The organism is Rhodobacter sp. 24-YEA-8 (assembly GCF_900105075.1).
GTDB lineage: Bacteria > Pseudomonadota > Alphaproteobacteria > Rhodobacterales > Rhodobacteraceae > Pseudogemmobacter.
On sequence record NZ_FNSK01000001.1, the window covers coordinates 2,474,609 to 2,493,056 of the forward strand.

The window sequence follows — 18,448 nt, forward strand, 5'->3', positions numbered from 1 at the left end:
CTTCACTCCCTAGCCTTTAGCTTTTTTTGAATTCATCCAGCGTTCCCAACTCGGGCCCACTCGTACAAAATGCCCATCTGGTGCAACGCCTTCCTTCTGGTCTGCTCCCTCGCTGAGGCGAGCGATCAGTGATGCAGGAAATTGAACACCGTCTTCTCGACCACGTCGTTTGATCTGCGCTTCCATGTCGATGTTTGAACCAAACTCCAGCGCATTGTACACATCTTGGCGCAGGCCAAATTCCAAGTCAGCCGCCTCTAATTTTACTATTTTGTACTTAACACGATGGATTACTTCATCATGGATAATGTTCTCATGGAAAAGTTGCTGAGTTAATCTAAATGGCTCTTTAAGATCAGCGTTCGTAGTTTCCATATTGAATGACTCTTTGTGGGATCCAGTTGGATCAACAACATCAACAGTCATTTGCCTGTTTCCAAAACTTGTTATACACGCCACCCTGCAGATTGGATCTGTACCATTTATTTTATTAATCATAGTCGTCTGCTCCTTTGCCGATATTCTCAGCGGATCATGCGACTGATGAGTGCGGCCTTTCGACTCAAATACTCCATAGAGCAGCCCTGAATTTGGACCGATGAAGTCTGGCCTGCGTGTCGCATTGGCTAGCATGGATACTTGTGGTAGATTTGGCCCAATGAAATTTGAGTAGTGGTGCAGCGTGTCCAGATGATATAAAACCGGTATTCCAAATAGCTCTGCAACAATCTTTGTCATTGTTCCGGCAATGAAGAATGTCGCTGCCCCCTTCTCTGACGGATCTAAGCAGTTGAATGCATCAGACGATTGAAAAATAAAATCACCGTTTGCGCCCTCGGAAATCGCTATATTCGACATTATCATTGCGGCTCGCCATGTGCACTCCATTGTTGAATAGCTTCCATGCTGTAGAACAGCTGACCAGCTAGGACGTCCGACTGTAAGCGCTGCAGCAAGTAGCCGCGGCAGCGAAATATTGGCTTCAAAAGTGTTGAGAAGCGCCATTTGGTGAGTGGCAGTGGGAGCATAGAACCGGAATATTATATTTGGCATTAATTTACATTTTCATTGAGGCATCCAGGAGTGCCCATAGTGCATAGAAAACAGATCAACTCGCAATACGAAATCATATGTCGTGCGGGCCATCGCGGGGAACATCTCCACGATGACTGAAGACTGCCATTAAGCTAGGGTCAGGACCCATTGATCTTGTGCTTTCAGCATGATTCAGGCTCGTCAAGGAGATCGATGGATGAGCAACCTATTTTGGCTGACTGAGGCGCAGATGGCGCGTCTGGCGCCCTTCTTCCCCAAGAGCCACGGGAAGCCTCGTGTTGATGACCGGCGTGTTTTGAGTGGAATTATATTCATCAATCGCAATGGCTTGCGGTGGAGAGATGCCCCTAAGGAATATGGTCCTGCGAAGACCCTCTACAATCGTTGGAAGCGCTGGAGTGACAGGGGTATCTTCGCCTGCATGATGCACGGCCTGGCGGCAGAGGCGGCTGTTCCGAAGACGGTGATGATCGATGCCACATATTTGAAGGCGCATCGCACGGCATCCAGCCTGCGGATAAAAAAGGGGGGGCAGACGACAGACGGGGGCGGGCAATCGGTCGAACCAAAGGCGGGATGAACACCAAACTGCACGCCGTGACCGACACCGCAGGACGCCCCATCCGGTTCTTCATGACCGCAGGCCAGGTCAGTGATTACACTGGGGCCGCCGCGTTATTGAGCGGCCTGCCATCGGCAGACTGGCTGCTTGCAGACCGTGGATACGATGCCGACTGGTTCAGAGAAGCCTTGAAAGACAAGGGGATAAAGCCGTGCATCCCGGGCAGGAAGTCTCGGAGCAAGCCCGTCAAATATGACAGGCGCCGCTACAAGCGCCGAAATCGGATCGAGATCATGTTCGGCAGACTGAAAGACTGGCGGCGGGTCGCAACGCGATACGACAGGTGCCCGAGGGTGTTCCTCTCAGCAATCGCGCTCGCCGCAACCGTCATCTTCTGGCTGTAAAACAATAACGAGTCCTGACCCTAGGTTTCATAGACATTGCCTGCATCAGGCTATGGATCCGCCATTTGTCAACATGACCTAGCCATGAAGCTGAAGGAAGATGATCTTCTCTGACTTCGTGGTAAGGAAAACACGCAGCGCGCGTCGGAACTGGAAATCCGAGGATGTTAAAAGGGCGGTAAAGGACAAATGCCCTAAAAATAAAACAACCTTCTGCAAGATTGGATGTCACGCCCAAGACAACTTCATTGTCGGCTATCAATGTCGCCGGCATGGGGTTTCTGATTCTTGAAAATCGTCGAACAATTTTGACTTGATCAGATTTCTTCACCAACTTAACTATGGTTTATAGGCGATCGAAAGCTCCGGAGCGCTATCATTCTGCTCCGTCTGTCGCGACGCTCCCTATACGGCTACGGTGCATAGACGATCCGGGCTGGCGGGCGAGATGGCCCTCCGGTGCAAGCGATGCTGGTCGCGATCATATCTGGGTCGGCAGAAGGAGGGCGCGATGATTACGATTACCAAAGAAGCCGAGGGCTACCTCGAAGCGCTGGCGGACGAGCTCACAATCTCGCCCACCAGATATGACCAGGCGGTCGCCCGGTACGAGTCGCTTGGCAAGTGGCTACATCGCGACGCATCGAAGGTGAAACAGTATGACCCGCAGGTCTACTCGCAGGGTTCATTCCGCTTGGGAACGGTCATCAAGCCCGAGGACGAAAACGGCCAGTATGATATCGACTCGGTTTGCGAGTTGGCAGCCCTGAAGAAGGACCAACTGACCCAGTACGCACTTAAGGAACTGCTTCGGGTCGAGATCGAGGCGTATCGAACGGCACAAGCAATGGTGAAGCCGCTCGGCGAAGGCCGTCGTTGCTGGACGCTCGAATATGCTGATGGCGCCCAGTTCCACATGGATATCGTGCCGGCGCTCCCGAATGGCACATCCACGCGGTTGTTGCTGGAGTCTCGCGGCCTGGATGCACGGTGGGCCAGCACCGCGATCGCCATCACGGACAACAAGCACGCCCTCTTCTATCAGCCCGCCACCGACTGGCCCCGATCCAACCCGAAGGGTTATGCCAACTGGTTCCGTTCGCGCATGGCCGTAGCTTTCTCGCGTCGGCGCCGAAAGCTTGCCGAAGCGGCCCAGGCGAGTGTCGAGAGCATTCCCGAATACCGGGTGGTCACGCCGCTGCAACAGGCGATCATGATCCTGAAACGTCATCGCGATCAGATGTTCTCGGATCGCAAGGATGTCAAACCGATCTCGGTCATCCTCACCACCCTGTCGGCCCACGCATATGAGAGCGAGGAAACAATCGGCCAAGCCTTGGTTTCAATCTTGACCAAGATGGACCGATTCATTGGGGTCGATGGCATAAGGTACTATATCCCCAACCCGTCTGACCCGCTCGAGAACTTCGCTGACAAATGGGCTGAGCATCCCGAGCGCCGCGCCGCATTCTACGAATGGCTGGAAGCAGCCCGGCGGGATTTCTTCTATGCCGCACAGGTAACCAGCCGTCAGGTGATCACCGACTCCGTTGCTCCCCGCATCGGTCGTGACCTTGCCGAAAGGGCCAGGGATCGTGCTGCGCCGAAGTCGGCTTCGTCGCTCCTGCGTCCCGCCACTGCGGCATCCGCCGCAGCTGCTGCACCGACCTTCCCTGCGGAGGCGCGCGTTCCGGGCAAACCGGCAGGATTCGGCAGCAGATGATCTGGTGGGTTTCGGATCCAAATCGAGGTCTGTCGGAGCGACTTGAGATCGCGCGCCTCGAGCAGACCACTGACTGGCTTCAAAAAGTGCGGTGGCGTCTTGACGGCCTGAAGTTGCTCCTGGATTTCGAGATTGTAGAGGCCGCATCCAGATGGCGGCTCGTAATGCATTATCCGGACTTCTTCCCTTCCATCCCGCCGCAGGTGTTCAACGCGGACGGCGAGCGCCTATCCGGACATCAATATGGTCTGTCAGGCGAGCTTTGCCTGGAGTTTCGGCCAGACAACTGGGAGCTCAGCTGGACGGGCGCGATGATGATTGAGAGCGCCCGTAGACTCCTCGTCGGAGAGTGCGCCGAGTTGGCGGGTCACGGGGTTCCGTCTGCTCACGCGGTATCCGAAGGCCAGCGCCTTCGCTGGACATATCTCAGACTGGCCATACCCGAGGAACCATTGCGGCTAATCCGGGCCATGGATGATGGTCACGTGGAGCCGATCGAGATCGACGAACACTATTATGGCGAGGCCGCGGTGGCACATTTGACCGCCTTGGGTCCGGATGATTGTCGGATCTGGAAGCAGGGCAAGCCGGTCCTGACGGCATCCAACTACAAAGGAACCGGGATCCGTGCCCCTAGGGGGACGAAGTTCACGGGACCGGTCACCGAAAAGTCCCTCGAAGCTGTCCTAAAGTCTGTAGGTATCACGCCTGAATATCCGGCATGGCCGCCTGCCACCTACCTGCTTGTAGATGACGCAACCGCGTGGCTGGCGATGGTATACCGCAAGGCGGACGGCGGCATTCAAATTGATGGCTACGCTACGTTTGTAATCGGCGCCGACCAACAGCGACTGCCCCCCGCGAATGCGGCGCTGGCCGACAAGCGGATCGCGCTGATCGGATGTGGGTCACTCGGATCGAGAACAGCGGCAATGCTAGCACGATCGGGTGCCTGTAAGTTCGAACTGTTTGACGACGACATTCTTTCACCCGGTAACCTGGTGAGGAACGAGCTGGATTGGCGTGGTGTCGGGGCCCACAAGGCCAAGGCGCTGCGGGCGCGGCTACTCGAGATATCCCCCGAGGCGAAGGTCACGGTGCAGATCGTGAACCTTGGTGGCCAAGAAAGTTCCGAGTGGACCGCCACCGCGCTGGAGACGCTCGCCAACTGTGATCTGATCATCGACGCTACGGCGGACGCTACCGTATTCGGCCTCGCCTCGGCAGCGGCAAGATTCAAGCTTCGACCGATGGTATGGGGCGAGGTCTTCGGCGGGGGGATTGGCGGAATAGTTGCGCGGTCCCGCCCCGGCCACGATCCGTCTCCCGATGTGGCGCGCCGCCAAATCTTGGCGTGGTGCGACGATAAGGGTGTCGAGTGGGAGATGCCCTCTCGACAGGTGGAGTACGGTGTCCTTCGGGCGGATCAGCCGCCGTTGATCGCAGACGATGCCGACGTTTCCGTCATTGCCGGTCACCTAGCGCGCCTGGCGATTGACACGCTTCGAGGCGGTGGGAGCCAGTTCCCCGCTCCGGCGTATGCAATCGGCCTGGGTGAAGGTTGGATATTCACAGCTCCGTTCGATACTCACCCCATTAGCTATACCGGCACGGAAGGCTGGGATGCGGGATCGTCCCCCGACGAGGTTAAGCTCAAAGAGCTTGTGACCCTTCTCTTCCCCGTGCAGGCCCAAGATGCAGATCGCCCTGCCTAGTTCTGTCCGCAAGAAAATTTGCCGGCAACTGTCTATATCCGGACGCCGGGAAACTGGGGGGCTACTGCTCGCGGAGCAATTGGACGATGAAGGCCGATTTCGGGTCGTGGACGTCACGGTGGACCCGATGGGAGGCGAGCGCGCGTACTTCGAGCGCCGCCCGGAACTGCACGCCCAGGCACTGGAAGCCTTCTTCGAGAAGAATGGCAACGACTTCGGTCGTTTCAACTACTTGGGGGAATGGCATTCCCATCCAAGCTTTCCGGTGAGCCCAAGCACGACCGACATCAGGACGATGCAGGCGATGGTCGAGGATGTCGGCAATATCGACTTTTCAGTTTTGATGATTGTTCGACTGCGGATGTTCGTAATGTTGCAGGTGGGAACATACCTATTCATGCGCGGCCAGCCCCCGCAACGCGTCGAGATGGTTGACGAGCCGGTGTCGCGATCGAAGAGAACATTCATTTGAAAGGCGGCGCCTCCAGCGCGGCAATTGAAAGGTCCACATGTCCAAGACTGCTATTCCATCAAAAGTTGCAAACGCGCTTTGGGCTAGGGCTGCGGGTCGCTGTCAATTTCGTGGATGCAACAAACTGCTGATCGGTGACCTGATCTCTGGCAAGCGCACGGGCAAGTTCGGATACATCGCCCACATCGTCGCCGACGAGGCAGGCGGTCCCAGAGGTGACGCCGTTAGATCGCCGCAGCTTGCCCAGGACATCGACAACCTGATGCTGATGTGCCCCGTCCACCATAAGGCGATCGACGTAGACTATCTGGCCGACTATCCCGAGGATGTCTTGTTGGCCATGAAGGCCGAACATGAAGACCGGATCGAGATCGTCACCGACATGGATGTCGATCGCGTCTCCCATGTGGTCAGGTTCGCGGCGACCATCGGCCAGCGCGACACCTTAGTGACAACTCGTTCGATCTTCAGCGCTATGCCCCCGGATCACCACCCCGCAGAGGGCCGGACAATCGACATTGAGTTGATCGGTTCGGAGCGTAAGGATCACGAAGAAGCCTACTGGACCGAGCAGAACGAGAATCTGGAGCGCCTTTTTGCACGCAAGATCAAGGAGCGCATCGAGCAGCGGGAAGTCCGCCAACTCAGTGTTTTCGCGTTGGCTCCTCAGCCGCTGCTTATCCGCTTGGGGACGCTTCTCGGCGACATTGTCCCGGTGTCGGTGCATCAGAAGCACCGCGAACCAGAAACTTGGAAATGGCTACCTGACCAGCCGCGCATCGCTTACAAGGTCAAAGAGTATAGTGGACGAAAGGACGTGCCCGTCGCGCTGAAGCTGGCCCTGAGTGCCACCGTTAACGACGAGCGTATTACCTCGGTATTGGGTGAGGATGCCGCTATCTGGTCGATTACCTGCGAACAACCTGGCAACGACATCATGCGGAGGAGGGACGACCTCGGCGCATACAAGAGGTTGGTGCGCGACCTATTCGACCGCATCAAGGCCTATCACGGGGAAGGCGTGCTTCTGCATGTTTTCCCAGTAGTCCCGGCTTCTGCAGCAGTGGAAACGGGACGAGTTTGGATGCCTAAAGCGGATCTCGCGATGAGGCTCTACGACCAGAACCGCACTGCGCAGGCTTTCGTCCCGACGATTTCAATCGGCTAGCACAAGGCGGCAAGGTGATCTGGCAAGGCGCAATCTGAAGCTAACTACTGCTTTCGGTAGTTGATGGTCACACAGCGGAAAATTCTCTGGCGGCCTTATGCTTGGCGATTGGAGTGGAAGTGCCCGACGGTCCACGCCGAGAGGCACATGAATTTATCGCTTTTTGATTCAATAGTCTTTGGAACCTAACTGTGGACCTCAGTCGGATATATCTGGTTTCTCGTCAAGATTTCTGACGCAATCAGCACCGAGGCCAAGATGAGTTCATCGACACTTTGATCCCAATCGCCAACACTCAGGCTGACGACAGCGAGGCGGACCGCTCCCTTTTGAAGCATACTACGCACGGTCTGTGCGCCGCCTGAGCCCCGTAGGCTGTCGCGCGGCACTCACAAAACGGCCTCGGCGTATGCCGCAATCAGTTCGCCACTTTTTCGCCGACATGGGCGATCGTCAGTCGGCCCGACGAACGGTCACACCAGAAGTGAACCCTGCCGGCACCGGGTGTGTAGCGGGAATGCCAGTCGAAGCAGCGCTGGACACCCGACAAATCTTTAAAGTTGAACAGGTTGCTCCGCGTTTCCCCTTCTGGTGAGGTTTTGGTCAGGAAAGTCGGCATCGCCGCGTCATTGGTATTCCAGCGCGCCGCGGCGATCTCAAGGTCCATCAGTGCGTGCTGTGCACTCGCCAGCCGAATTTCACCAGCTTTGAAAGCACGTAGATGCGGTTCCGTGCGCGGGAGGAAGAGCAAATGCGGGAATATCTCGGCGCGCCGAGTCCAAAGCTCTTCGCCGTCACGCACCTGCTCTCCGACCATCCGCCGCAGCCACTCTTCATGACCTTTGACATGGGACGGAGTGGAGGCGTGATTGACCTCAACGACCTGCTCTTCGCACTCACCGCTATCATCGAGCGAAATGCGATGGAGCGCCACGGTAGCGACCAGCCAGGGCTCGGCGGCAAAGCTGACGCCGAGCGTGCCGACGGTGTGGCTCAAGCCCAAACCGTCGGCACGAACGTCATTGTGACGATACTCCGCTTCGAGGCCAAATGCTTCACCCAACTTGACACGGAAAGGCGCACGGTTCTCAAAGCCGCGCAAAAACCGCCATTCGTCGCGATTGCGTCCCTTTGCCATAATTTGGCCGAGCCACTGCTCACCGCCGAGCGGAATCGACGCCAGCGGCACGGAGGAGTGGAGCGCTGCGCTCGAATGGATCCGGCGCAAAGACTGCAGCGTCTTGGTCAGACCCATGACGGCAGCTTCTGCGCCTTCCTCATCAACGGCACCTATTGGAAAGGAAAGTTCATTTAAGAAAGCAATGAAGGTCATTTTAACTCAAAAGCTGATCGAGCGACTTGTCCCACTGGTCAAAAAAACCATCGGGCCAGTCAGTTAGCCTACCTTCCGGAGTGACGCCCGGGTTGATACGCTCAGTTTGGCTGGCACCGGACGGTCGTCGGAAGAAATTGAGACCGACGTCCCGGGCGGGAATCTCGCCGCTTTTCACCGCGAGGCGGATGCCATTGAGGAAATGATCGCTATGGCTTTCTACCACGATCCTTGTACCAATCGCGGCGGATCGCGCCATCAATTGCCCCATCGCCGCCTGACCTTGAGGATGAAGGTGCGCTTCCGGGTTCTCGATCAGAAGCCAGCTGTCAGGCGGTGATGCCAAGCACGCAACGAGGATTGGTAGGACGTACGTCAACCCGAAACCGACATTGGTGGAGCGATAGAGATTGGATCCACTGATTCCGGCACTTCCGCCATAGAAGTAATCGAGGCGTACGGAATCGGTGCGAGGGATGTCCTCGACAGCGAGACCGACGCCGGGGCTGAACTCTTTCAGCCAAGCATTGACTTGCGAGAGTAGCCCAGGAGCTGTCTCGTTGTGATGTCGAAGTTTCGGATTAACCTCCTCATCACCGAATAGGCTTAGGAAATGCGCGGTATACTGACCGCGGCTCCCAAGAAAACGGCGCTCATTGACGAGGTGATAGGCTTTTGGAAAGCTCACCTCGGGTCCGGCGCGATCAGCGCGCAGATATTGAAACGAATTGCCGAACAGGCCGCGTTTGTGCTCCAATCCAGAGTAAAAGCCGAAGTCGGGCTTGACGGAAAAGTGCAGCAAATCGCCCCGCGGATCATAAGCGACACGATACGCGAAGTCCCGCTCATTGGGGCCATGGAGCGTGATGCCGATTTCTTCGTCATCATGCTGATCGTTGAGCACATCAACGCCAGTACCGAGCTCGATGAGATCGCCATTCAGTAGAAATCCCCGACTCGAAAGGAAGCCAGTATCCCATGATTGCCGGAGCAGGGCCAACGCTTGCAAGGTGGTGCTCTTCCCAGAACCGTTCAGACCAGACAGCAAGGTCAACGGCTTAATAGGGATATGGATATCACGGAAGGCTTTGAAGTTATGTAAGGTGAGTGCATCAAACATCGGCGATATCCTTGAAGATTTTTGACACCGTCTCGAATCTTTTGCGCACTTTGTTGATACCGCCAGTACCCTGGGAAATGGCAGAGTCGAATTCACGGTCCTGCATCACCTCCATCATCCGGCGGCGAACCTCGTCTTGGTGTGAGATGCATCGCTCGCGCTCACTGTCAGTGAGGTTTGCGAGCGATACCGCAATGGTCTCGAACAATGCCTTGTTGATCGGAAAGCGCGCATCGGTCTCGCGATAGCGTTTACGGAACGCATCCTGACCGAAAATTTCCGACGCACTATTCATCGCCTGAATGAAGCTATGCTCGAGCCTATCTAGGTCGGTAACGTGGAGAAGATTAATCTCGCGCATCGCGTCTCCGAGGAAACGGTCAAAATCATAGGCGCGGAATTCTTCGGGCCGGGTCATGCTGAAGGCGAGGAACCGCAAGACCATCTCTCGATCAGCCATTCGTTCGTCGCGAATGCTGTAGTTGGTAGCCTGCTTGAACGCCTCAAGCCCAGCCAGTCGGCCGAGAAAAACTCGCGCCTTGCCCGGGATCAGTGCATGACGCAGTTCCTGCGCCGAAAGCGGCATGCCGCCGGTGTTGATCCGCGCGAAGATGTTAAACTTCACTTCCGGCGGGGTGCCGTGCCGGATGACGTGAACGACGAGCTCGGTCTCGCGCAGGCGGCGCTTCAACCGCGCGGGAAGATCGTCAAAAAATATGCCGTTGAAGGATCCGCCGAGATATTCTAACCCGGTCAGCCTGAGCGGGGGTTCTTTGATCGCTTCTGGATCGATGAACCGCGTTATCGTCGTCAACCGCTGTATACCATCGACTATTGCCCAATTCTCTTCTTCGTCTTCAGCGGCATAGAGCGTAGGCAACGGAATGCGGAGGAGCAGCGACTCGATCAACCGGCTTTGCTGGCGTTCGCTCCAAATCCCGCGACGCCGCTGGAAGTCGGGCTCAAGATCGATCGCCTTGCTGCGGATCCGCGACAGGAGCAGATCAATAGTCATCGAGCGTGTCGCGACATCGATATCGTCTGGATTGAACGGTTCGGCAATCTGCAGTTCGCTAGCAGACTCGCTCGGTAGCTCGTGCTCAATGCCACTCGGCGTCCCGAACGAGGTCCCCTCTTCGGTCATGCGTTGCGGGTCAATGATGATCGTTTGCGTTGTCATGGTTGGAAGCCTAGCAAATCGCCACATCCAGTTCCAGCAACTGCTCGTCCGCAAAGTAATCGAACAGCTTCATGAGAAACGCGATGAGTTGGCCCCCAAACCAGACGTTTTATGGGCGGGCAACGAGTAACCACTTCCCCCAAACTGAAAGTCAGCACGCGGCCACCTTGCTGCGTACTGTAGGCCGACCGCTTTCTCGGGTTTGCTGTGGGTACCACGCCGCGCTGCCATCCGTCAACTTCCCGCCCTCAGGGCTGATCCGACGGCGATGTTGCTGCATTAGCCGTGCCGCACCGCCGTCAGGCCGCTTCCCGCCCGTCAGGGGCGGTAGGGCAAAGCAATCGCTGCATGATGAACGAACGACCGCTTTCCCAGGTCTGCCGCGGGCGCGATGCCGCACCGCCAACAGACCGCTTTCCGCCCGTTGTGGGTGGCGGGGACGCGCCATGGATGAACGGCTGCTTTCCCCACGCTCGCTGCAGTAGCGATGCCGCAGCGCTGTCTGTCAGTCCCTGTGCCACTCGTCTGTGTGTCACGGCATCGATTGGTTACATATGCCAACGACGGCTGATCTGCATCAGCGTCGATTTTCTCGGCTGCATCATCTATACTTCGCGAAAGGAGTTCAAGATGAGCGACGAGTGCTACGATCATACGATCCGGCTTCTGCGAGAATTTCGGAAGGAGATGCAGGAGATGTGTGAAGACCTGAACAGCAGGCTCGATATCATCATTCGCATCGGGAGCTCTCTCACGGAGAGCCATGCAGCTCATGGGCGGGGAAGTATTGCGGCACTTCAGCAGCGGGTTCGTCAGGACGGGTTCAAGCATCTCCAAGACGAAAAGGCCTTTCTGGATGACTTGTCTGGAAACATCTAGAAATTCATCCTGTAGCCGTGAACCCCTCAACAATCGGCCGGCAGGCAAGGATGTTTCCCAGGGGGCACGCGGAATTCGAGTGTTCACGCCACGGGCGAGCGATCACGATAGTCCCAACTCCTGAAGCCGCTTCTGCGCCGTTTTCCAATGCACATTATAGGCATTTGCGACGTGGTTGATCGAGCGCGTAGCGATCCAGAGCTGGCGAACCTGATCTTCCGGCATATCTGGGATCTTGCGACCTGAGCTCACTTTTGTCCCGGCATCACGCAGCCAGCGTGACAGCGTCGCCTCTCCGACTGAATGACGCTCCCGGAGGTCCGCTAACGTAGCGCCTTCCTGAAACTCTTTGCTGATATAGGCGCGGAAGGGAATGCCATAGAGTTCCAGAACCTTCAGGGCCTTTCTTGAGCCAAGCCCGTAGTGCTTCATGAAACTTGCCATCGTGCCGTCGCGCATGAACACAGCGCGAATTTCCTCAGCTGGGACGGGTTCGTCCTTGCGGCGTGATTCCATTACAAATCTTCGCCCGGTTTCGATAACGTCGCGCCGATACCAGCAGCGCTTCCGCATATCGAAGTCACTTCCAACCACGCGTATCAGCAGCATTCTGCCTGATTTTGACGATACCGTAGTTGGCATATTTGGTAGGACCTTCTCACATTACCTCAGGTTTGCAGGTGGGTATGGTGAAGAAACGACACGAGCAAACCGCAAGAGAGTTGACGCTACGAATCGCCGGTGAATCTATGTGCCGGGACAGTGGCCCAAGAAGTTTGCCTGAGGTTTTCCATGTCTGTCGATCTGCAACGTCACGAGCTGATAAAGTTTCGCCTGAGATCCGGCGGAAGTTCGTTTGCGCAGGTTGCGAGGACCGAAGGCGTTCTGCCGTCCAGTGTCACCGTGGTGAGCCAGGGCTATCGGCGCTCCCATCGCATACAAGCAGCAATAGCCAGGGCGCTTGGCACCACCGCGCAGGAACTCTTTCCCGAACGGTATCCAGCAAAGGAGGACGACATGCAAAAGTAAAAGGGCTCCGACTGCGCTAACAGAAAGAGCCCCATTAGCCCCAGATGAGGCGTCGATTGATACCCGACCCCTCTTTCATCCACCGAGACGCAGAAAAAGTCAACCCGCCGGAATGGTTCCGGCGGGCCCAGTCCCTGCATTTCCTGAAAGGAGGCGGAAGCGCTTCTTCCCTCCGCGCCAAACGGCAGCGGCCCGGAACAACTGCGCTCCGAACACTACATGAGTCAGAATAAGATCTATCGCGGGCCGGATTCGAGCCGCTCGATCCGCAACGTCGTGGGCCGGTCAAAGGGTAGCCTTCGCGGCAGCATGATCGCCATGCTGTCCAATTTTACGCGGCCCCGCGTCATCCAGTTCGAAAGCATGCTGGAATATCGCTTTCTGTGCCTGATGTTGGTGCGGGATGATCTCGTCGATATCGTCGAGCAGCCGCCCGCGCTTGCCTACCAGAAGCAGGATGGCACCCGAGCGCACCATACCTTCGATTTCCTGCTCCGTATGGCGGACGGTGAACGGATTGCGGTGGCAATAAAGCCTGCCGAGCGCGTCATCAGTCGCGATTTTGTGACGGACCTTCGCCATGTCGCCGCCGCGATGCCGAAGCATTTCGCGCATCGCATCAAGCTTGTGACGGATGAACATATGGACAAACGGGCGGCGGCAGATGCCGCGCGCCAGCTCATGCGGACCCGCCCGGCATTGACGGAGGTGGCGGCATGAACATGCGGCTTCGTCTTTCACATTCAGATCTGCTGAGCCTTTCTGGGATCCCTTACCGTCCGGTGGACGTGCAGCACGATTTTATCATCCTCGAACAGGCCGACAGGCCGGGTATCACCCAGAGCTTTACGCATGAAGAGGTAGCCGCCCTCCTTGGGGCACCGGATACGCGCTTTACGCCGGGATATTACACGGCGGCACGGGCCCGGCTGCGCCAAACATGCCCGGTTGACCTGTTCTCAGAACTGGATGGCGATGTGCGGTCGGTCCTGCTGTGGCAAAAAGCGGCTTGCGACGCCTTCTTGCTCCTGGAGCAGCAGGGGAAGGTCAAACGAACCTACCGCGCGGTCAAAGCAGCGCTCCCGATATTGGAGCATGAGGCAAAAAAGCTTGATGGGCAGAAACTCAAGGACCGTGAAGCTGGGAGGGCGGGAGCACTGATTGTTTCCCGCAAGTTCCCTTGCGCGAAGTCAATATTGCGATGGGTCCGCTTGTACGAGAAAGGAGGTCTTGATGCCCTCGCTCTGCTTCCACGCTGGCATCGCTGTGGCAACCGGGGATTACGCTGGTGCCATGCCTCAGAAGCCTTCGCCTATCAGATCATCGATATCTATGCATCGGCGCAGCGGCCAACCAAAGATCAGGCCATTGCCGAGACACTGAACCGCTTCAAAGTGGAAAACTTGCGGCGGCTTGAGGCGGGACTGCCTCCGCTGACTGTTCCATCCTCACGCAGCCTGCACCGTCGCCTGCAGGGGGTGGATCAGTACTATCTATACGCCAAACGCTACGGGATCGATGCCGCGAACCGCAAGTACCGGCTCATTGAGACCGGCGTCGAGGTGCTGGTGCCAGGTGAGCGTGTCGAAATGGACGAGCATCGCCTTGATGTCATTAGCTTTCTGGCCCCCACAGGTGTTCTGGCACATCTGCCTGCAGATCAGGTGGAACGGCTGAAGGGGCGGCGCTGGCTTTATCTGGCGATAGATTGCGCCACGAAATGTATTCTGGCGATCCGCCTCGCGGAAACCCCGAATGCACAGGATGCAATCCGCACTTTGCGGGACATCTTTGTCGACCGGACGCCCTATGCCCGAGCTGCCGGTTGTGAGAGTGCCTGGGACCAGAGAAGCGGGATTGGCGCGTTGGTCACCGATCAGGGATCTGCCTTCATGTCGGCAGATTTCCGGGCCACGGCGACGTCACTTGGCCTGACCATGCACTTTCCGCCCGCAGGCATGCCGCATCTGCGCGGAACCATCGAAACCATGTTCCGTACGATCGGGTACAGACTGATGCCCCTTCTTTCCGGGCGGACTTTCTTCAACCCGGTCGACAGGGGCGACTACCCCTCAGAGCAGTTGGCCTGCCTTGATGATGACGACCTGATCCGTGTCCTTCTGACCTACTTCATTGATATCTATCACAACGAGCCCCAACGGGGGCTGCGCGGCGAGACCCCCGCTGATTGCTGGAAACGGCTCTCGGCGGCGCAAGGCCTCCTGCCCATTCCAGATGGTCTGACCCTGAGGAAGGTCTTTGGTCGCCCTCTCATCCGGAAAATCCGGGGTGATGGCGTGCTGTTTGCGGGCCTCTCCTACAACTGCGCGGCCCTGCGCGAGATGTTCCTGCACGCCCCTGAGCGCGATGTGGAAATCCGCGCCGATCTTTTCGATCTTGGATGGATCGCCGTGAAGGTCGGAGATGGGTGGCATGCCGCCATCTGTAATCACCGGGGCTTTGATGGCGTCAGATATACGGACTGGCAGGAAGCTTGCCGCGCCCTGCGGATAAAGCATCAGCGAGCGGCTACGCTTTCGGAAGAAGTGGTGCACCGGGCCATTGCCCGCATCTCCGATACCAATCGCGCTGCCGCGCTGCGGATGCAGTTGACTCCGTTCCAGGTCACCGACGCCGAGGTCGCCCGGAATGAAAAGGCCCTGCATTACTCTCTGACCACTTCGGCAGGGCATGTCGGTGACGGGACGCGCACCGGCGATCCGCTGGCCGATGGCATCGATATCACCCCGATCGATCTTCCTGCGCCCAGTGGAACAACTGCAATGCCGCCGCCTGCGCCAAGGCCATCTGAGCAACCAGTCACACCCCGAAAATCCTGGACCTTCGACGATGAAGCGGAGCTTTGACCATGAATGATATCATCCGTAGCACTGCCTGGCAGATCGCGAAACTGCGTGGGCATTACATTCAGCATGAGCGGTATGACCCCCTGAAAGTTCGTTTCAAGCTTCTGATTGAGAAGCGGCTTGCTGATATCGCGAGTGGGCGGAAAACCGAAGTGCATGGGATTGCCCTCTCGGGGGCATCTGGAACTGGCAAGAGCAGCGCTGTCGCGCAACTCATCGCGAGTTCCCGCGAGGATCTTGCGCAATCATCTCTGCCGTCTGCCGCAATCATCAGCCTGAGAGTGCCCTCTCCCGCCACCCTGAAGTTCGTCGGCCAAACAATCCTGCGCGCGCTCGGCTATCATCTCTCTTCTGAGCGGCAAGCCTGGTACATATGGGATCTGGTGCGTCATCAGCTGCGTGAACGTGAAGTTCTGTTCCTTCATCTCGACGAAGCACAGGATCTGAGCAGCCGGGGCACCCGGCAGGAACTTGATGCTGTAGCCTCGATGCTGAAGACCTTGATGACGGACGAGGAATGGCCTGTCGGGATTCTGCTGTCGGGAACGCAGGAGCTGGAGAACATCCTGAACCATGATCCGCAACTTGCACACCGCATGGACACTATCCATTTTGCCTCGCTTTCGCCGGTCAATCACGCACCGGATGTGGCGGGCCTGATCGAAGGTTATGCGCGGCGCGCGGAATTGGGTCTGGCACCCGATGCATTGGAAATCGCGCTGTCGGAGCGCCTGATTCACGCCGCAGCGTACCAGTTCGGCCTGGTCATAGAGATTATCATCGGCGCGATAGAAATAGCACTTCTGGAGTCTGGCGATCATCTGGAGTGGCGGCATTTCAAACTGGCATATGAGGTGCGCAGCTCCTGCGCGGACGCATTCAACCCCTTCGTTGTCGATGACTATCACCGCATCGACACCCGTCAGGTCTTCAAGCGGGGAGACGAATGATGTTTTCGGCATTGCAATCCTTGCCCCTGTCGGTACCCCGCGTCGCAGGCGAAAGTGCGACCTCGCTGGCCGCGAGGCTCGCACGGCGCAACGGTGCGCCGAGGCTGATCACGTTCTGCTCAGATATGGGGCTGGACCATCGCGGCCTGACAAATGGCAGCGATACCGAAATATTCCGCCTCGCTGCCCTGGCCGGTTGCGCGCCCGACCTGCTACGCGACTGGACACCGCGCCTCACCGCCGACAGCTGGTTCCGCCTCGGGCAGGAGCGGATCAAGTTCACGGCCTTTGCACGGACCAGAATCCGGGCGTGCCCCACCTGCCTCGCCGATGGTGAGAACGCGCATCAGGCAATCTGGCAGCTCAGTTCAATACGCCGCTGCGGCGCGCATGGCTGCCTGCTGATCGAACTGCCCGCCTCGCCCGGCAACAAGGAGGTGTTTGATTTCGCATTCCACGCCACGCGCGTGCGGGCGGGAAGCTTTGATACGATCACAGCGAATGAAAGCCAGCTGGAAAACTACCTGCTCGCCCGTATTCAGGATGGTGCAGGGGACGAATGGATCGACAGGCTGCCTTTCCATGTCGCAGCCCAAACCTCTGAAAACCTCGGGGCGTTGATCCTGCTCGGCCCGGATGCACCCCGCGATCTGATTACCGAAGCGGAATGGCATCGGGCGGGCAGTATCGGCTTTTCGATCCTGAAAAATGGTCCTGAAGGTCTTTGCAACGCGCTGAAGGAGCTGCAGCGCGCGGTCCCGCTCGATGCCGCGCTGTACCGGACCCGGTATCGCCTGTTCTTCGACTGGCTGCGGTATCGCGATGATGATCGGGATTTCGACATTATCCGCGATCTGGTCCGGGAATTCATTTTCCAGAACTACCCAGTTGCAGAAGGCGCCGTTGTCCTGGGCAAACCTTGCCCGCGCCAGCTGGTGCATTCGATCTCAACCGCGAGCCGCGCCTATGGCGTGACCCGCTGGCAACTCGGCCGGCGCCTCACAGCACTTGGCCTGGCGCAGCGCAGCGCGGATGATCGGGATTTCCGGCTGACCGATTATGTCCCGACCGAAATGATGGACCAGATTGCGGGTGATTTCGCGGCGCTCATGAATGCAGGCGATGCCGCGAAGTGGCTGGGCATCGCCCGGTTTCTGCTGACCAAACTGACCGATGGCGGCGTGGTGCAGAAGTTTTTTACAGAAAAACACGCATCACCACTCTACCACCCGCGCGATCTGGAGGACTTTATCAGCGACCTGGACCGGCTGGCGGAAGGCGGTCAGACCAACCAGGACTGGCTCGATATCCCAACGGCAGCGCATCGTCTGCACTGCCCAACCGACCGGGTCACGGCTGTGATCCTGAAACTTCATATCCCCCTGCGCAGCGATATCGGCTGCGACAGCAGATTCCGGGCATTCCGGGTACACCTGCCCACTCTGCACGAGGCGATCTCCTGTCCTGTCGATGGGGCGTTGCCGCCGGGAACGGCGGCTCGAATGATCGGCGTCGGCATCCGGACACTGCGCGCCCTGATCGATGGGGGATATGTGGAAAGCGTTATGGCGATCGAACCCCAGAGTGGGCGGCTTCGCCGGTATATTTCAGAAAACAGCCTGGAAGAGTTTCGGCGAACCCACATCACCGTGACGCAGCTGGCCGCGCGAACCCGTCGCAACCCTGGCGCTGAAGCCATCATCCAGGCCGACTGCGGCATTGCGCCCCTGCCGCTGCCCGAGCGATGTCAGACCATCTACCGCTGCGCCGATATCGGCTGATCGAAAACAGAGGGCCGGTGTTCACCGGCCCTTTTGCTTTGCCGGGCCGGGACAAGCTATGTGGCGAAAATGGACAGGCGAGTGCGTCGTTCAGAAATTGAGCATCTGATTTCATTGGTTTTTTCGGTGCGCCAATGGAACATCTACTTGGCACTTTTCAAAACATGGCAAGTGCCAGATAGATCTTCCATTAATGTCAGTGGATTGTC

15 protein-coding genes and 1 pseudogene are annotated in these 18,448 nt (G+C 57.5%); 11 read left to right on the forward strand and 5 right to left on the reverse strand.

Annotated features, from left to right (window positions below; translation table 11 throughout):
- Positions 1-9 precede the first annotated feature (9 nt).
- Positions 10-1,005: a hypothetical protein gene (locus tag BLW25_RS23970; RefSeq protein ID WP_143040501.1), complete on the reverse strand. Its 996-nt coding sequence runs from the start codon at positions 1,003-1,005 to the stop codon at positions 10-12.
- Positions 1,006-1,252: 247 nt separating this feature from the next.
- Here BLW25_RS23970 and BLW25_RS12130 point away from each other — a divergent pair.
- From BLW25_RS12130 to BLW25_RS12150, 5 genes and pseudogenes are all read left to right on the forward strand, one after another.
- Positions 1,253-2,022, forward strand: a pseudogene (locus BLW25_RS12130) (IS5 family transposase).
- Between the two features lie 511 nt (positions 2,023-2,533).
- Entirely contained in the window at positions 2,534-3,745 is a 1,212-nt protein-coding gene (locus BLW25_RS12135) for a nucleotidyltransferase domain-containing protein (RefSeq protein ID WP_092899374.1), read from the forward strand.
- Positions 3,742-5,460: a ThiF family adenylyltransferase gene (locus tag BLW25_RS12140; RefSeq protein ID WP_092899376.1), complete on the forward strand. Its 1,719-nt coding sequence runs from the start codon at positions 3,742-3,744 to the stop codon at positions 5,458-5,460. The genes BLW25_RS12135 and BLW25_RS12140 overlap by 4 nt, the downstream gene beginning before the upstream one ends.
- Positions 5,441-5,932 (forward strand): M67 family metallopeptidase, encoded by a 492-nt coding sequence (locus BLW25_RS12145; protein ID WP_092899378.1) that lies wholly within the window; start codon positions 5,441-5,443, stop codon positions 5,930-5,932. Before BLW25_RS12140 ends, BLW25_RS12145 begins: the two co-directional genes overlap by 20 nt.
- A gap of 37 nt (positions 5,933-5,969) precedes the next feature.
- On the forward strand, positions 5,970-7,100 hold the full coding sequence (locus BLW25_RS12150) for an SAVED domain-containing protein (protein ID WP_092899380.1): 1,131 nt from the start codon (positions 5,970-5,972) through the stop codon (positions 7,098-7,100).
- A gap of 418 nt (positions 7,101-7,518) precedes the next feature.
- Here the strand turns inward: BLW25_RS12150 and BLW25_RS23975 are convergent, their stop codons facing one another.
- The 3 genes from BLW25_RS23975 to BLW25_RS12170 are packed head-to-tail and all read right to left on the reverse strand — an operon-like array spanning position 7,519 to position 10,733.
- Positions 7,519-8,433, reverse strand: coding sequence for a hypothetical protein (locus tag BLW25_RS23975; RefSeq protein WP_143040502.1), 915 nt, complete (start codon positions 8,431-8,433; stop codon positions 7,519-7,521).
- A 1-nt stretch (position 8,434) separates the two neighbouring features.
- Positions 8,435-9,553, reverse strand: a complete 1,119-nt coding sequence (locus BLW25_RS12165; protein WP_092899386.1) for a DUF3696 domain-containing protein — start codon at positions 9,551-9,553, stop codon at positions 8,435-8,437.
- Positions 9,546-10,733: a DUF262 domain-containing protein gene (locus BLW25_RS12170; protein ID WP_092899388.1), complete on the reverse strand. Its 1,188-nt coding sequence runs from the start codon at positions 10,731-10,733 to the stop codon at positions 9,546-9,548. Before BLW25_RS12170 ends, BLW25_RS12165 begins: the two co-directional genes overlap by 8 nt.
- 348 nt (positions 10,734-11,081) lie before the next feature.
- Here BLW25_RS12170 and BLW25_RS24675 point away from each other — a divergent pair, with 348 nt between their 5' ends.
- A complete protein-coding gene (locus BLW25_RS24675; RefSeq protein WP_143040503.1) occupies positions 11,082-11,612 on the forward strand; it encodes a hypothetical protein in 531 nt (176 codons plus the stop codon).
- Positions 11,613-11,714: 102 nt separating this feature from the next.
- On the opposite strand, the gene BLW25_RS12180 is transcribed toward BLW25_RS24675, so the two are convergent.
- Positions 11,715-12,128 (reverse strand): hypothetical protein, encoded by a 414-nt coding sequence (locus BLW25_RS12180; RefSeq protein WP_143040504.1) that lies wholly within the window; start codon positions 12,126-12,128, stop codon positions 11,715-11,717.
- 276 nt (positions 12,129-12,404) lie between these two features.
- Here BLW25_RS12180 and BLW25_RS12185 point away from each other — a divergent pair, with 276 nt between their 5' ends.
- The 5 genes from BLW25_RS12185 (at position 12,405) to BLW25_RS12205 (ending at position 18,239) form a co-directional block, all read left to right on the forward strand.
- Positions 12,405-12,641 carry a helix-turn-helix domain-containing protein gene (locus BLW25_RS12185; protein ID WP_092899394.1) on the forward strand — a complete coding sequence of 79 codons (237 nt, stop codon included), beginning with the start codon at positions 12,405-12,407 and terminating at the stop codon, positions 12,639-12,641.
- A gap of 219 nt (positions 12,642-12,860) precedes the next feature.
- Positions 12,861-13,361, forward strand: a complete 501-nt coding sequence (locus BLW25_RS12190; RefSeq protein ID WP_253188412.1) for a Tn7 transposase TnsA N-terminal domain-containing protein — start codon at positions 12,861-12,863, stop codon at positions 13,359-13,361.
- On the forward strand, positions 13,358-15,508 hold the full coding sequence (locus BLW25_RS12195) for a Mu transposase C-terminal domain-containing protein (protein ID WP_092899396.1): 2,151 nt from the start codon (positions 13,358-13,360) through the stop codon (positions 15,506-15,508). Before BLW25_RS12190 ends, BLW25_RS12195 begins: the two co-directional genes overlap by 4 nt.
- A 2-nt stretch (positions 15,509-15,510) precedes the next feature.
- Positions 15,511-16,458 carry a TniB family NTP-binding protein gene (locus tag BLW25_RS12200; protein ID WP_092899398.1) on the forward strand — a complete coding sequence of 316 codons (948 nt, stop codon included), beginning with the start codon at positions 15,511-15,513 and terminating at the stop codon, positions 16,456-16,458.
- Positions 16,458-18,239: a TniQ family protein gene (locus BLW25_RS12205; RefSeq protein ID WP_171909540.1), complete on the forward strand. Its 1,782-nt coding sequence runs from the start codon at positions 16,458-16,460 to the stop codon at positions 18,237-18,239. The genes BLW25_RS12200 and BLW25_RS12205 overlap by 1 nt, the downstream gene beginning before the upstream one ends.
- The last annotated feature ends 209 nt before the right edge of the window (positions 18,240-18,448 follow it).

Bases quoted from the DNA above. Each gene is read 5' to 3' on its own strand.
- BLW25_RS23970 (WP_143040501.1), bottom strand. From the start codon at position 1,005: ATGGCGCTTCTCAACACTTTTGAAGCCAATATTTCGCTGCCGCGGCTA.
- BLW25_RS12135 (WP_092899374.1), top strand. From the start codon at position 2,534: ATGATTACGATTACCAAAGAAGCCGAGGGCTACCTCGAAGCGCTGGCG.
- BLW25_RS12140 (WP_092899376.1), top strand. From the start codon at position 3,742: ATGATCTGGTGGGTTTCGGATCCAAATCGAGGTCTGTCGGAGCGACTT.
- BLW25_RS12145 (WP_092899378.1), top strand. From the start codon at position 5,441: ATGCAGATCGCCCTGCCTAGTTCTGTCCGCAAGAAAATTTGCCGGCAA.
- BLW25_RS12150 (WP_092899380.1), top strand. From the start codon at position 5,970: ATGTCCAAGACTGCTATTCCATCAAAAGTTGCAAACGCGCTTTGGGCT.
- BLW25_RS23975 (WP_143040502.1), bottom strand. From the start codon at position 8,433: ATGACCTTCATTGCTTTCTTAAATGAACTTTCCTTTCCAATAGGTGCC.
- BLW25_RS12165 (WP_092899386.1), bottom strand. From the start codon at position 9,553: ATGTTTGATGCACTCACCTTACATAACTTCAAAGCCTTCCGTGATATC.
- BLW25_RS12170 (WP_092899388.1), bottom strand. From the start codon at position 10,733: ATGACAACGCAAACGATCATCATTGACCCGCAACGCATGACCGAAGAG.
- BLW25_RS24675 (WP_143040503.1), top strand. From the start codon at position 11,082: ATGATGAACGAACGACCGCTTTCCCAGGTCTGCCGCGGGCGCGATGCC.
- BLW25_RS12180 (WP_143040504.1), bottom strand. From the start codon at position 12,128: ATGGAATCACGCCGCAAGGACGAACCCGTCCCAGCTGAGGAAATTCGC.
- BLW25_RS12185 (WP_092899394.1), top strand. From the start codon at position 12,405: ATGTCTGTCGATCTGCAACGTCACGAGCTGATAAAGTTTCGCCTGAGA.
- BLW25_RS12190 (WP_253188412.1), top strand. From the start codon at position 12,861: ATGAGTCAGAATAAGATCTATCGCGGGCCGGATTCGAGCCGCTCGATC.
- BLW25_RS12195 (WP_092899396.1), top strand. From the start codon at position 13,358: ATGAACATGCGGCTTCGTCTTTCACATTCAGATCTGCTGAGCCTTTCT.
- BLW25_RS12200 (WP_092899398.1), top strand. From the start codon at position 15,511: ATGAATGATATCATCCGTAGCACTGCCTGGCAGATCGCGAAACTGCGT.
- BLW25_RS12205 (WP_171909540.1), top strand. From the start codon at position 16,458: ATGTTTTCGGCATTGCAATCCTTGCCCCTGTCGGTACCCCGCGTCGCA.